Genomic DNA, 13958 nt, shown 5'->3' with positions numbered 1-13958 from the left:
ATGCCTGTCATGGAGGACGTCTGCGAGGGCGGTATGGCGCTGATGCCGCCCCACTGGCGCAGCAGGCGCACGCGGCCGATCATCGGCATCAGCGCCATACCGCCCTCGCAGACGTCCTCCATGACAGGCATGTTGCCGCGCTGGGCGTAGGAATTGTAGCCGTCTATGTCGCCGCCGAAGACCAGCCCGCCCTTGTCGGACTGGCTGACATAGAAATGGCCGGCGCCGAAGGTCATGACGCCGGGGATAAGCGGCTTGATCGCCTCGGAGACAAAGGCCTGCAGCACATGGCTTTCGATCGGCAGGCGCAGACCGGCCATCGCCGCGACGCGCGACGAGGAGCCGGCGACAGCCATGCCGACCTTACCGCCGCCGATCTTGCCGCGGGATGTCTCGACGCCAGTCACCTTGCCATTGGCGTCCCTGACGAAGCCGGTGACTTCGCAATTCTGGATGATATCGACGCCGAGCGCGCTCGCCGCGTGCGCGTAGCCCCAGACCACCGCATCGTGCCGCGCGGTGCCGCCGCGCCGCTGCAAGAGCCCGCCTTGCACCGGGAAGCGCGCATTGTCGAAGTTCAGGAACGGTATCATCTTCTTGACCGCGGCGAGATCGAGCAGTTCGGCGTCGATGCCGTTGATGCGCATGGTGTTGCCGCGCCGGGCATAGGCGTCTCGCTGCGCGTCGGAGTGGTAGAGGTTGATGACGCCGCGCTGGCTGACCATCGTGTTGTAGTTGAGGTCCTGCTCCATCCGCTCCCACAGCTTCATCGACAGTTCGTAGAAGCCGGTGTTGCCGGGCAGGCCGTAATTGGAGCGGATGATGGTGGTGTTGCGGCCGGCATTGCCGGAGCCGATCCAGCCTTTTTCGAGCACGGCGACATTCTTGATGCCGTACTCGCTGGCCAGGAACCATGCGGTGGCCAAGCCATGGCCGCCGCCGCCGATGATCACCACGTCGTAGCGGTCCTTCGGCGTGGCGTCGCGCCAGGTGCGTTGCCAATTCTTGTGGCCGGACAGGGCGGCGCGGGCGAGCGAGAAGATCGAGTATTTCATCAGTTCATTCCGAGGTCGCTCGCACCGCTGGGTCGACTAAATGTCCAGCGTGTGGTCGCGCTCCCATTGCGTGAAGTGCGAAGCATAGGAATTCCATTCCTGGTGCTTCAGCTTTAGGTAGGCCGACGAGAATTCCTCACCCAGCGCCGCCTTGAGCGATTTGTCCTTGTCGAACTCGCGCAGCGCATCGAGCAGGTTGAGCGGCAGCTTCGGCGCACCCTTCACCGTGTGTCCATGCTGGTACATGTCGATGTCGTAGCGCTTGCCGGGATCGGCCTTCGAGCGAATGCCGTCGAGGCCGGCGGCGATGATAACGGCCTGCAGGAGATAGGGGTTGGCCGCCCCATCCGGCAGCCGCAGTTCGAAGCGCCCGGGGCCGGGCACACGCACCATATGGGTGCGGTTGTTGCCGGTCCAGGTCACTGTGTTCGGCGCCCAGGTCGCGCCCGAGATCGTACGCGGCGCGTTGATGCGCTTGTAGGAGTTGACCGTCGGATTGGTGATCGCGGCCAGCGCGGAGGCATGCTTCATGATGCCGCCGAGGAAATTCCTGCCCTTGGCCGAGAGGCCAAGCTCCATCGCATTGTCGGCGAAGACGTTGGTCTTGCCGGCCTTGTCCCAGACCGAGATATGGGCATGGCAGCCATTGCCGGTCAGGCCCTGGAAGGGTTTGGGCATGAAGGTCGCGCGCAGGCCATGCTTTTCCGCGATCGACTTGACCATGAACTTGAAGAACGAGTGCTTGTCGGCGGTCGCCAGCGCATCGTCAAAGGCCCAGTTCATCTCGAACTGGCCGTTGGCGTCCTCGTGGTCGTTTTGGTAGGCGCCCCAGCCGAGCGCCAGCATGTGGTCGCAAATCTCGGCGATGACGTCGTAGCGCCGCATCACCGCTTGCTGGTCGTAGCAGGGCTTTGAGGCCGTGTCGTATTCGTCGGAAATCGTCTTGCCGTCGGGCGAGATCAGGAAGAACTCGGCCTCGACGCCGGTCTTGACATGCATGCCGTCGCTGGCCGCTTCGGCAATCAGCCGCTTCAGCGTGTTGCGCGGCGCCTGGTCGACCTCCTTGTCGTCCATGATGCAGTTGGCAGCGACCCAGGCGACCTCAGGCTTCCACGGCAGCTGGATCACCGAATCCGGATCCGGCACCGCCAGCATGTCGGGATGCGCCGGCGTCAGGTCCAGCCAGGTGGCGAACCCGGCAAAGCCGGCGCCGTCCTTCTGCATGTCGGCGATTGCCTGTGCCGGCACCAACTTGGCACGCTGGCCACTGAACAGGTCAGTGTAGGAAATCATGAAATATTTGACGTTTTTCGCCCTTGCGAATTCTGCAAGATCAGCTGTCACGGAAGTTCCCCATTTTTTTGTCGATTGTGGCCCCAGAGCGTGTGGGCTTCGGCCCTTCGTTGATTAGAAGCCGTTCTTCCCCGGTATCCAGTTGGTGCCGGCCAGCGGCACGCCGGCCATGGCCGCTGCCTCGATCGTCAGGGCGACGAGGTCCTCGGGTTCCAGATTGTGCAGGCTGTTCTTGCCGCACGCGCGGGCGATCGTTTGAGCCTCAAGCGTCATCACCTTGAGGAAGTTCGCCAGCCGGCGTCCGGCAGCCACCGGATCGACCCGCTTCATCAATTCGGGGTCCTGCGTGGTGATGCCAGCCGGGTCGCGGCCCTCGTGCCAGTCGTCATAGGCGCCGGCCGTGGTGCCGAGCTCGTTATACTCCGCCTCCCAGCGCGGATCGTTGTCACCGAGCGCGACAAGGGCAGCCGTGCCGATCGAGACCGCGTCGACGCCGAGCGCCAGCGCCTTGGCGACATCGGCGCCGTTGCGGATGCCGCCGGAGACGATCAGTTGCACCTTGCGGTGCATGCCCAAGTCTTGCAGCGCCTGCACCGCCGGCCTGATGCAGGCAAGCGTCGGCATACCGACATTTTCGATGAACACTTCCTGTGTGGCGGCGGTGCCGCCCTGCATGCCGTCGACGACGACGACATCGGCGCCCGCCTTCACCGCAAGCGCCGTGTCATAATAGGGCCGGGCGCCGCCGACCTTGACGTAGATCGGCTTTTCCCAGTCGGTGATTTCGCGCAGTTCGAGGATCTTGATCTCGAGATCGTCGGGTCCGGTCCAGTCGGGATGGCGCGAGGCCGAGCGCTGGTCGATGCCTTTCGGCAACGTGCGCATTTCGGCGACACGGTCGGAAATCTTCTGGCCAAGCAGCATGCCGCCGCCACCCGGCTTGGCGCCCTGGCCGACGACGACTTCGATCGCATCGGCGCGGCGCAAATCGCGTGGATTCATGCCATAGCGCGAGGGCAAATATTGATAGACCAGTTGCTTGGAATGGCCGCGCTCTTCCTCGGTCATGCCGCCGTCGCCGGTGGTGGTCGAGGTGCCCGACAGGGTCGCGCCCCGTCCGAGGGCTTCCTTGGCGGGGCCTGACAGCGAGCCAAAACTCATGCCGGCGATGGTAATCGGGATTTTCAGTTCGATCGGCTTCTTGGCATGGCGAGAGCCGAGCACGACGCTCGTGTCGCAGCGTTCGCGATAGCCTTCGAGCGGGTAACGCGAGATCGAGGCGCCGAGGAACAGAAGGTCGTCGAAATGCGGCAGCTTGCGCTTGGCGCCAGCGCCGCGGATGTCATAGATGCCGGTCGCCGCGGCACGGCGGATCTCGGAAAGCGTATAGTCGTCGAAGGTCGCGGATTTGCGCGGCGTCGTCGGCGGGTTCCTGTAGGTCATGCTGCCTCAATACGCGTCGGCGTTGTCGATATTGAAATTGTAGAGCGTGCGCGCCGAGCCGTAGCGCTTGAATTCCGCCGGCTTGACGCCGGTCACGCCGGCGCGATCGAGCAGGCCCTGCAGCAATTCCAGATGCTCGGGCCGCATCTCCTTGGCGATGCAGTCGGCGCCGAGGCTGTCGACCTTGCCGCGCACGAACAGCCGCGCCTCGTAGATGGAATCGCCGAGCGCATCGCCGGCATCGCCCAGCACCACCAGATTGCCCGATTGCGCCATGAAGGCCGACATGTGGCCGATATTGCCGTGCACGACGATGTCGATGCCCTTCATCGAAATGCCGCAACGTGACGAGGCGTTGCCTTCGATGACCAGCAGGCCGCCCTTGCCGGTGGCGCCGGCATATTGGCTGGCGTCGCCCTTGATGGTGATCGAGCCCGACATCATGTTCTCGCCGACGCCGGGGCCTGCCGAACCATGCACGGTGATGGTGCTGCCGGAATTCATGCCGCCGCAGTAATAGCCGACGCTGCCGCGCACATCGATGGCAACAGGCTGGTCGACGCCGACGGCGACCGAATGGCTGCCCTTCGGGTTCAGCACTTCCCATGCCGTTTCGTTCGAGCCGGGAGCCAGATTGTGAAGCGCCTGGTTGAGTTCGCGCAACGACAGTTGGTCGAGATCGAAGACCCGAGGGTCGTGCGCCGCAGTCTTTGAAAGCGTGGTTGCCGGCATGAACTCAATGCTCCCAGAAATAGACGGTTGCGGGCTCGGGTTCCCAGACCCTCGCATTGTCTATGCCGGGCAGTTTGGTCAGCGCGCGATATTCCGAGCCGAAGGCGACATACTGGTCGGTTTCGGCCATCACGGCGGGCTTGCAGGCGATCGGATCGCGCACCACGCCGAAGCCGTTCTTGGTGCCGACGACGAAGGTGAAGAAGCCGTCGAGATCGGAGAGCGTGCCTTCCAGCGCCTCGCCGAGATTCTTGCCATGCGCCATCTGCGAGGAGAGATATGCGGCAGCGACCTCGGTGTCGTTCTCGGTCTCGAATTTCATACCTTCGCGGATCAGTTCGCGGCGGACATTGTTGTGGTTGGACAGCGAACCATTGTGCACCAGGCACTGGTCGGCTCCGGTCGAGAACGGATGCGCGCCCATCGTCGTCACCGCCGATTCCGTTGCCATCCGGGTATGGCCGATGCCATGCGTGCCGGTCATCTTGCGGACATCGAAGCGATCGACGACCGCCTCGGGCAGGCCGACTTCCTTGTAGATCTCGACAACGTCGCCAGCGCCCATGATGCGGATGTCGGGGCGCAGCGCCTGGATGGTTTCGCGCGCCTCGTCGATCTTGGCGGGCGTGGTCCTGACGACGGCATGGGTCGACTTCACCGCGATCGTCACCGGCGTGCCGATGGCCTTGGCGAGCTCCGCCTCGAGACCGCGGAAATCGCGGTCGGGCTTGGCCGACTGGATGGTGATCTTGGCCTCATTTTTGGAAGGCGCGCCGTAGATGGCGATGCCGGCGCTGTCCGGACCGCGATCGCTGAGCGAGATCAGCATCTGCGACAGCATCGCACCAAGCTGGGGTTCCAGCGCCTTGTCCTTCAAAAACAGTCCGACAATTCCACACATGTCAGCCTCCCGGTGGTTTGTAGCTAAGAGATCGTTTGTAGCTAAGAGATGATGTATCGAATGAGTCCCATAAATTCAATCATATGAAAAAAATTTTCCTCTAGTTACGTATGCGGCCCAATGCCGCTCTGTGCATTGTCGCCGTCTCGCCGGGCATTGTGAACCCATTTGGCGGTGCGGATGCGGGCGATCTTGTAGGCGTCGAGGATCGACAAGGCATAGATTAGAAAGCCGCCGGCATGACGACCGACAAAGCTGGCGTCTGGCGGCGCGATCTTGGCGGTGACCCATGCCAGGATCACCAAGAAGAAGAGGAACTGAAGGCCGCGCACCGGCACGCCCAGAATGACGTGCCCGCTTGCCGGCAGCACGATTGCAGCGCCGAGAACCAGATAGGGGTTGGTGGGCGCAGTGATGGAACTGGTCATGCGGCCTGCCGTTCGCTTTTGTTGATGGCGTCGCGAAGCGCCGACACCGACACCAGCAGTCTTTCGATCAGTGCGGGATCGAGTGTGGCGCCGCCAAATTCGGCCTGCCGGAAAACGCCATAGCGTGCCCGTTCGGCCTCCGCCACCAGCCAGACGATGCGTATACCCTTGGGCGTGATCAGCAGTTCCTTGGCGCACCCTTCGGCAAAGATCTCGATATGGCTGGAGATGAGGCCTTGTGGGAAGCGCGCCGCCCTGCGGTCGGTGCGCAGCACCGCCTCGGCAGGAAATCCGGGAGCCTTGGGCAGTGTGTGCTCAAGATGATCGAAATTGGAGAAGGTCGTCGGCGAGCCCGGCCGCATCATCATGTCGAACGTAGCTGGCACCGCGACCTCTTCGGTGATCGAAACACTGAGCCAGCGCGCAGGCAGTTTCCGCGTCGCCAGCGTATCGACGATGGTGCGCACCTGGACACGTTTGCTGTTCCACGATCCTTCCCAGGTGATGACGCCGACGGTGCCGTCCGAAACATTGGCTGCGTCGGCGATGACTGCGCGGATGCGGTCCTGCTCGACGGCGAGCGCCATCGACGCCCTGCTGCGGCTGGCACGCGCCTGCCAGGCAAGGTGGAGGACGACAGCCAGGACAATGGCCCCGGCAAGCAGTGCTGATGTCACCTCGGACATTTTCTCATGCCAGGCCCGCCCAGGATCCGGACGGGCCTACTCCCATCAATAACCCTGCGGCTTTGGCCACGGCATGGTGAACTGATCGCCGCGCCGCACGAATTTGTAGCGATAGAAATGGAACCACAGCGAGATCAGGAAGTAGAAGGCGACCATGGCGATCAGCTGCGAGCCGAAGCCGAGGAAGATGGCGAAGAAGGTCACCACGCACAGGCAAAACAGCACGATGGCTGGGATCGGATGGAAGGGGTGCGTATAGCCGCGGCGGATCGAGCCGAGTGGCCACTTCTTGCGGAACATGATGATGTTGATGCTCATGAAGGTGTATTGCAGCACGCCTGACAGGATCGAGAAGGTGATCGCCTGGTTGAGGTCGGCGATGAAGGCGAAGGCCAGCGCGATCGGCAGCAGGAACAGGATCGAGCGATAGGGCGTGCGATATCTCGGATGCACCGCCGAGAACCATGTCGGCAGATAGCGGTCACGGCCGAGCGAGAACCAGGCGCGCGCCGCATCGTTGATGCAGCCATTGGCGGAGGCCATCGCGGCAAGCAGCGTGGCGACAAACAACAGATTCTCGAGCAGCGGACTGCCGGTCAGCTTGCCCGCGTCCCATAGTGGATAATAGGTGATGCCCAGATATTCCCATGGCATCATCGAGGCGCAGACATACCAGGTCATGGCGGCGGCGATCAAAAGCGTGATCATGCCGGCCATGGTGCCATAAGGCAGCGAGCGGGCGGGCGAGCGCACTTCCTCGGCGGCCTGCGTGGTGCCCTCGATGCCGAGATAGTACCAGATGCCGAACTGGAAGGCGGCGATGACGCCGATCCAGCCATACGGCAGGGCATTACCGGGAGTGACCAGTTCGTTGAGCTTCAGCACCGCGCCTTGCGTCCACGGGCTGACCGAAAAGAACAGGATGACGATCGAGATATAGGCGATCGCGGTGATGACGAAGTTGACGTTGAGCGTCATCAGCACGCCGCGATAGTTCAGCCACGCTAGTACGACGATGGTCGCTGCGATGAAGGAATTGTGGGTGAGGCCTTCGACCCCCGCCTTGGCGACGATGGTATCGCCGAGCAGGATGGCGTCGGACACTTCGAGCATGGTGTAGGCAAAGACCAGGAACAGCGCGACATTGAACGCCATCAGCGGTCCGACGATGTGCTTGGCCTGCGCATATTGACCGCCGGCGGCGGCGACGGTCGATGTGACCTCGGAATCGATCATCGCGACCGAGGTGTAGAGCAATCCGACGACCCAGCAGACGATCAGTGCTGCCAGCGCGCCGCCCTTGTCGGCGGCAAAATTCCAGCCGGTGAATTCGCCGACCAGAACGATGCCGACGCCGAGTGCCCAGACATGGGCGGGGCCAAGCACGCGGAGCAGTGAAACCCTGTCCCCGTGAATTGCCGGTTCAAGTGTGACCGTCATTGTTCAATCCCCACTCAGATCCGGTGTTTTTCGGAAGCGGCTTCAAGCTCGCCTTCGCGCGACGAGGTCAGCACCTCTTCGGAGAAGGTCGTGTCGACCTTGAACCAGTCGTAGAGCATCCAAAGGGCAAGCACGATCGAGATGCCCCAGCATGCGTAGGAGAGTACCGTCCACATGGTGCGTCCCTCGATTATTTGTCGTCGAATTTTTCGTTGATGACGTCGCGATATTCGCGGTCGGATGCGCGAAACAGGAAGACGAAATAGCCGACCAGCACCGCGGCCATGATGATCAGCGTCGGCCAGTCGATGACATAGTGGAAGCGGTTCTGGATGATGTCGTGCGCGGTCTCGGGCGTGTAGCCGAGCTTTTCCCAGATCGACGCCATTGTCGGGTTCTGGCCAAGCGCTTCCCACGTCTTGGCGTCGAGCGCATCGATGGATTTCGCCGCGCCGGCAAGGCCCAGCTTGAGCGGCAGCCACAGCGCCACGAAAATGGCCACCACGACGACGGCGATGTCGAAAACTTGCCCGGCCTTGCTTTGCTCCGGTGGCGTGTAACGGGACATCTCTTCTACCCCTCAGGACTTGCGGTTGCGGAACGCGTCGGCGTTCTTGATATCGAGCCCGTAGATGAAATCCTTGTCTTCCTTGTAGTGCTTGACCATCGCCAGGATCGCGGCCGTGTTAAAGATCAGCACGGCGGCGGCGGCGATCGCGACCACGGCCTTGATGCCGCCATGCGGGATGTAGGGCCACGTCATGAGGAGGACGAAGAGGATCGTCGCCCACAGGCAGACGATCAGGAGCGCGGATCCGCGCACGTCGGAACGATACAGCGCTTCGATGCGCTGCTGCACGTCTGACATCGGTTTTCCCCTTTTTCCAACGCTCGACCCCGAATTGGCCGCTCGCTGCCCTCTTTCAAGAGAGTGAAATTTTTTTCATAAACTCCGTCCGAATTCCGCAATTGTCAAGCGCGATTTACGCGGGGTTAACTGTTTGCTTCGCGCGGCTGATTTTGCCTGACAATGAAATTAATTGCTTATGGGTATTGCAGCGCCCGGAGGTTTGCGGTCAATATTCGGCCAAAGCTCCCGCCGCTGCGCAGGGGGCAGGGAACAGCAGAGATTTTTCGAAACGGAGGACGAGCGGATGACGGCATCCTGGAGATTTTCGACCCTGGCGGATCGCCACCGCGCGCTCGGTTCGAAGCTCGAAGACTGGAGCGGGATGGGAACCGCCTGGACCTACGACAAGGATGCCGACGAGGAGTACATCGCCATCCGCACCAAGGCCGGTCTGATGGATGTCTCCGGCCTCAAGAAGGTCCACATCACCGGGCCGCATGCTTCACACCTGATCGACCTGGCGACGACCCGCGATGTCGAAAAGATCTACCCAGGCAAGTCGGCCTATGCCTGCATGCTGAACGAGGCGGGAAAATTCACCGACGATTGCATCCTCTACCGAACTGGACCGAATGCATGGATGGTCGTGCACGGTTCGGGCACCGGCCATGAGGAGTTGCAGCGTGCATCCGTAGGACGCGATGTCTCGCTGCGCTTCGACGACAATCTGCACGATTTGTCACTGCAGGGTCCGACATCAGTCGACTATCTGGCCAAGCACGTGCCGGGTATCCGCGACCTCAACTATTTCCATCACATGCAGACGCAGCTGTTCGGCCTTCCGGTGATGATCTCGCGCACCGGCTATACCGGCGAGCGCGGCTACGAGATCTTCTGCCGCGGCCAGGATGCCGGCACGATCTGGGACAGGATCCTCGACGAGGGCAAGAGCGCCGGCATCATTCCATGCCGCTTTACCACGCTCGACATGCTGCGCGTCGAAAGTTATCTGCTCTTCTATCCCTACGACAATTCCCAAAAATATCCGTTCGACAATGAAGGCCCCGGCGACACGCTGTGGGAACTCGGCCTCGATTTCACCGTCAGTCCTGGCAAGACCGGCTTCCGCGGCGCCGAGGAGCATTACCGCCTGAAAGGCAAGGAACGCTTCAAGATCTATGGCATTCTGCTCGACGGCAAGGAGCCGGCCGATGAAGGCGCGCCGATCTATCGCGACGGCAAGAAGGTCGGCGTGGTGACTTGCGCCATGTATTCGCCGCTGGTCAAGAAATCGATGGGCATCGCCCGCCTCGACGTCGACTGCGCGGTCAAGGATACCAAGCTCGAAATCCGCAACAAGAGCGGTGCCATCAAGGCCACCGCCCAGCCATTGCCATTCGACGATCCCAAGAAGACCAAGCGCACGGCGAAAGGTTGAGGCATAGTCAACGGCGAGGGGTTCGAGGCACGAAGACTTAAATGGCAGCCAAAAGTATCATCAGCCGACCCGTTTACGGAACCTTGTCTCCGCAGCCCGGCAAGCATCATCTTTTCATCGCGGATGCGGAAGGGGCGCTGGCGATAGCGGAGATGGCCGAGAGGGCGCCGCCCGGGTTTTTCGACGACGCCGAAATCGTCTTCATTCCTGGGCCTGACGGCAACCACATCGCCGCGCTCGACGCGCTGAAACCGGCACAGTTTCATCAGGCGCCGTCCTTCGCCAGCCTGCTGCCACGGCTCAGGCAGACACTCGCCAATGCGCATATGGGCCTGCGCCTTTACCTCTCGGGCACCGAAGGCCTGATCGGCCAGGCGATGCAGGTAGCGCTCGAGGCCGGCATCGACCACACCTCGATCCAGACCGAGCACCGCGGCTCGCTGGCGCGGCGCATGCAGTGCGTGCACTGCAAGGGCATCACCGAGAATGTGACCACGCAGCCGGCGACCTGCGCGCATTGCGGCCTGCTCCTTCTGGTGCGCGATCACTATTCCAGGCGCATCGCCGCCTTCCAGGGCGTCTGCATCAATGCGGAAGATCGCTCAGAGATTCCTCCGATGGAGGAGATTTTTGGATGAGCACCGGAACAACAAAACTCGATGTCGTGGTCAGCGATGTCGTCCCGGTCAACGATCTGGTCACCCGCTTCCATTTCCGCCGGCGCGACGGCGAGCTTTTGCCGACCTTTTCCGGCGGCGCCCATGTCGTGGTCGAGATGCGCGATGGCGAGCGGACCAGGCTCAATCCCTATTCGTTGATGGGCTCGCCGCTCGACACGCGCGAGTACACGATCTCCGTGCGCCGCGACGATGTCGGCCGTGGCGGCTCGCTGTTCATGCACCGGAATGTCCGGCCCGGCATGGAGATGGTGGTCAGCTATCCGGTCAATCTGTTCTCGCTCGACCTGCGCGCCAAAAAGCATCTGATGCTGGCCGGCGGCATCGGCATCACGCCATTCATGGCGCAGACCGCGCAACTGGCGGCGGAAGGCGGCAATTTCGAACTGCACTACACCTGCCGCACCGCATCGCTCGGCACCTACGCCGATGTGCTGCGCGAGCGCTACGACCGCCGGGTCAGGCTCTATCATGACGACCTTGACGAGCGCATCGAACTCGACCGGTTGCTGTCGACGCAGCCGCTCGGTACGCATCTCTATGTCTGCGGTCCGGCGGGGATGATCAACTGGGTGCGTGACCGCGCGGCAAGCTTCGGCTGGCCATCGGAGACCGTGCATTTCGAGCATTTCGCGGCACCCCAGCCCGGGCTGCCGTTCGACGTGACGCTTGCCGTAAGCGGCAAGACGATCCGCGTCGATGAACAGCAGAGCCTGCTCGAGGCGATCGAGGCGGCCGGCGTCGATCCGCCCTATCTCTGCCGCGGCGGCGTCTGCGGCCAGTGCGAAACCAACGTCATCTCTTCGGACGGCAAGTTCATCCACAACGACCACTGGCTAAGCGAGGAAGAGCACCGTTCGGGCAAGAAGATCATGCCGTGCGTATCGCGCTTCGAGGGTCGGTCGCTGGTGTTGGAAAGATAGGAGGCGAGCTTGGGAATCACCTTTCGCAAGGAAACGTTCCGCGACGACTTCACCTTCAAGAACAGCCCTGAGCACATCAGGCGGTTCCCGTTTCCGTTCCACGAAGACGCCTACATGTATGCGGTCAACATCGAGCCGCATGTCGTCGGGCCGAAGGGCAGCGTGCTGGAAAACCTGATCGACGTCGACGAGCACTATGTCGCCGAGATGCAGGACCGGGCGCTGGTGCTGGCCGAGGATCCGTTGCGTTGCCAGTCGCTGCCGCACATGACGCTGGCCGGCTGGGACCTGCTCGAGCTTTTGATGGAGCAGCAGGCACTGGGCTATCCCGAGCATTTCACGCTGACCCACGACGGCGACCGCTGGCGCTGGATCAACCGGCCGCTCGGCATCGACGACACCTTCACCTTCGGCGACACCTCGACGCTGCCCTACGGGCCGATGGAATACATCACCCGGCAGAGTCAGGGCGATTTCTGCATCCTCGACCAGCGCGACGGAAATTTATGGATGGATGCCGGAATGGTCACCACCCAGGCCGACTGGTCGCTCGATTTCGACATCGGCATGAACTTCTTCGAATGGCACGCGCCGGTGCCGCTGGCGCATGAGAAGGGGATTTTCGTCAGGGCGCTGAAGTTCCTCACCAACATCCAGCAGGGCAAGCCGGCGCGGCGCCTGAATTGGACGATGACGATCAATCCACGCCTCGACACCAGCCCGGAAAATTACCACAAATGGGGACCGGACCGGGCGACGGTGACGCCGGAGAATGTCGGCGACAAGGTGCATCTGCGGGTCGAACTGCAGAGCTTCTGGCGCCTGCCGCGCTCGAACGGCATCGTCTTCCCGATCCGCTGCTATCTGATCAAGATGGACGAATTGGTGACGCAGCCGAAATGGGCACGGCGCCTGCACCGCGTCATCCGCGACCTGCCCGACGAACTCGCCAACTACAAGGGCCTGACGCGCTATCGCCCGGCGCTGGTCGAATGGCTGTCGAAGCACGACGACGGCAGTGCGACCAGTTCGGGGTTTGGGCCGGATTGAGCAAGGCCCCCTCATCCGGCCGCTATGCGGCCACCTTCTCCCCGAGGGGAGAAGAGATCGCCAACGCTGGCGCCAGCCTCCTCTCCCCTCGGGGAGAGGTCGGATTGCCCCGAATTGCCCTTCGCAATTCGGTTGGCAATCCGGTTGAGGGGGCTGCTTGCGTCCCGCTTAGCCCGCGCTCTGCGGATAGCAGATGATCGACAGATAGCGCATCGGCAGCTTCGTCAGTTGCTCCGGCCCGTGCGGCGCGTCGGCGTCGAAGAACAGGCTGTCGCCGGGCTTCATCGGGTAGAGGTTGCTGCCGTGCCGGTAAACGACTTCGCCTTCGAGCATGTAGAGGAACTCCATGCCCTCATGCTGGAAGGTCGGGAACACGTCGGAATCCTCTGTCAGCGTGATCAGATAGGGTTCGACGACGACGCCGCTGGTGTTCGAGCCGATATGGCCGAGCAGATTGTACTGGTGGCCGGCACGGGTGCCCCGGCGCTCAACATCGAGCCCTTGGCCGGCCTTGACGAAGACGGCGCTGCGCTCTTCCTCGAAGCGGCGGAAAAAGGCAGTGACCGGAACGCCGAGCGCCCGCGACAGCGCCTGCAAGGTGGTCAGGGAGGGCGAGGTGATGCCGTTCTCGATCTTCGACAGCATGCCCAGCGAGATGTCGGTGGCGACCGCGAGATCAGCGACAGTGATGCCGAGCTTCTTGCGGAAGGCGCGCACCTCGCGGCCGATCGCGACCTCCAGCACTTTCTCGCGGGTGTCGCGAATGGCATGCGGGTTCTGCGTCAGCGGCGCGCGGATGGTTTTCCCGTCGGCCGAGACCTTTGGCAGCGGTTTGGCTTTCGCGGCCGCAGGACCAGCCTTGGTATCGGAAACTGTCTTCGCCATGTCGCCCCCGGCACTCTGCGGATTTATTTCACTCTAGGTGAACATGTCAGGTGCCGATACAGCAGCGCAACTGCGACGGCAAGTCGCCTGAAAGCGCATGCGCACGATCCGGCGTTTGGCCGCGTCTGTTTTTTCGCAGGAAATCCACCGTAGCGGA

The 13958-nt window shown here is 62.3% G+C and carries 16 protein-coding genes; 4 read left to right on the top strand and 12 right to left on the bottom strand.

Annotated features, from left to right (window positions below):
* The 11 genes from EN993_RS06840 to EN993_RS06790 all read right to left on the bottom strand — a co-directional run.
* Nucleotides 1-1055 (bottom strand): sarcosine oxidase subunit beta family protein (locus EN993_RS06840; protein ID WP_127262748.1); only part of this gene is annotated, 1055 nt, incomplete at its 3' end.
* 36 nt (nt 1056-1091) lie between these two features.
* The gene (gene glnT, locus EN993_RS06835; RefSeq protein ID WP_126068309.1) at nt 1092-2399 is read right to left on the bottom strand and encodes a type III glutamate--ammonia ligase; all 1308 of its coding nucleotides are present in this window, start codon (nt 2397-2399) and stop codon (nt 1092-1094) included.
* 63 nt (nt 2400-2462) lie between these two features.
* Nucleotides 2463-3791 (bottom strand): FMN-binding glutamate synthase family protein, encoded by a 1329-nt coding sequence (locus tag EN993_RS06830; protein ID WP_109661976.1) that lies wholly within the window; start codon nt 3789-3791, stop codon nt 2463-2465.
* A 6-nt stretch (nt 3792-3797) separates the two neighbouring features.
* On the bottom strand, nt 3798-4523 hold the full coding sequence (locus tag EN993_RS06825; protein ID WP_109661978.1) for a GXGXG domain-containing protein: 726 nt from the start codon (nt 4521-4523) through the stop codon (nt 3798-3800).
* Nucleotides 4524-4527: 4 nt separating this feature from the next.
* Nucleotides 4528-5424: a glutamine amidotransferase family protein gene (locus EN993_RS06820; RefSeq protein ID WP_109661980.1), complete on the bottom strand. Its 897-nt coding sequence runs from the start codon at nt 5422-5424 to the stop codon at nt 4528-4530.
* Nucleotides 5425-5528: 104 nt separating this feature from the next.
* Nucleotides 5529-5852, bottom strand: a complete 324-nt coding sequence (locus tag EN993_RS06815; RefSeq protein ID WP_109661982.1) for a hypothetical protein — start codon at nt 5850-5852, stop codon at nt 5529-5531.
* Nucleotides 5849-6538, bottom strand: a complete 690-nt coding sequence (locus tag EN993_RS06810) for a hypothetical protein (protein ID WP_164757564.1) — start codon at nt 6536-6538, stop codon at nt 5849-5851. Before EN993_RS06810 ends, EN993_RS06815 begins: the two co-directional genes overlap by 4 nt.
* A 45-nt stretch (nt 6539-6583) precedes the next feature.
* Entirely contained in the window at nt 6584-7978 is a 1395-nt protein-coding gene (locus EN993_RS06805) for an amino acid permease (RefSeq protein WP_127262747.1), read from the bottom strand.
* A gap of 14 nt (nt 7979-7992) precedes the next feature.
* Nucleotides 7993-8154, bottom strand: a complete 162-nt coding sequence (locus tag EN993_RS06800) for a hypothetical protein (RefSeq protein WP_127262746.1) — start codon at nt 8152-8154, stop codon at nt 7993-7995.
* Between the two features lie 14 nt (nt 8155-8168).
* Entirely contained in the window at nt 8169-8546 is a 378-nt protein-coding gene (locus tag EN993_RS06795) for a hypothetical protein (protein ID WP_109661986.1), read from the bottom strand.
* A 12-nt stretch (nt 8547-8558) separates the two neighbouring features.
* A complete protein-coding gene (locus EN993_RS06790; RefSeq protein WP_127262745.1) occupies nt 8559-8846 on the bottom strand; it encodes a hypothetical protein in 288 nt (95 codons plus the stop codon).
* Nucleotides 8847-9132: 286 nt separating this feature from the next.
* On the opposite strand from EN993_RS06790, the gene EN993_RS06785 reads away from it, so the two are divergent.
* Genes EN993_RS06785 through EN993_RS06770 form a run of 4 tightly spaced genes read left to right on the top strand, consistent with a single transcriptional unit; the run spans nt 9133 to nt 12916 of the window.
* Nucleotides 9133-10266: an aminomethyltransferase family protein gene (locus tag EN993_RS06785; protein ID WP_127262744.1), complete on the top strand. Its 1134-nt coding sequence runs from the start codon at nt 9133-9135 to the stop codon at nt 10264-10266.
* A gap of 41 nt (nt 10267-10307) precedes the next feature.
* Nucleotides 10308-10904: a dimethylamine monooxygenase subunit DmmA family protein gene (locus tag EN993_RS06780; protein WP_127262743.1), complete on the top strand. Its 597-nt coding sequence runs from the start codon at nt 10308-10310 to the stop codon at nt 10902-10904.
* Nucleotides 10901-11866: a PDR/VanB family oxidoreductase gene (locus tag EN993_RS06775; RefSeq protein ID WP_126068314.1), complete on the top strand. Its 966-nt coding sequence runs from the start codon at nt 10901-10903 to the stop codon at nt 11864-11866. The genes EN993_RS06780 and EN993_RS06775 overlap by 4 nt, the downstream gene beginning before the upstream one ends.
* A gap of 9 nt (nt 11867-11875) precedes the next feature.
* Nucleotides 11876-12916 (top strand): DUF3445 domain-containing protein, encoded by a 1041-nt coding sequence (locus tag EN993_RS06770; protein ID WP_127262742.1) that lies wholly within the window; start codon nt 11876-11878, stop codon nt 12914-12916.
* A 168-nt stretch (nt 12917-13084) separates the two neighbouring features.
* Here the strand turns inward: EN993_RS06770 and EN993_RS06765 are convergent, their stop codons facing one another.
* Nucleotides 13085-13801: an XRE family transcriptional regulator gene (locus tag EN993_RS06765; RefSeq protein ID WP_109661999.1), complete on the bottom strand. Its 717-nt coding sequence runs from the start codon at nt 13799-13801 to the stop codon at nt 13085-13087.
* Nucleotides 13802-13958: the final 157 nt, after the last annotated feature.

Source organism: Mesorhizobium sp. M7D.F.Ca.US.004.01.2.1, assembly GCF_003997785.1.
Classification (GTDB): Bacteria; Pseudomonadota; Alphaproteobacteria; order Rhizobiales; family Rhizobiaceae; genus Mesorhizobium; species Mesorhizobium loti.
The sequence above is the reverse complement of the archived record's forward strand: the minus strand, read 5'-3'. Positions and strand labels throughout refer to the sequence as shown.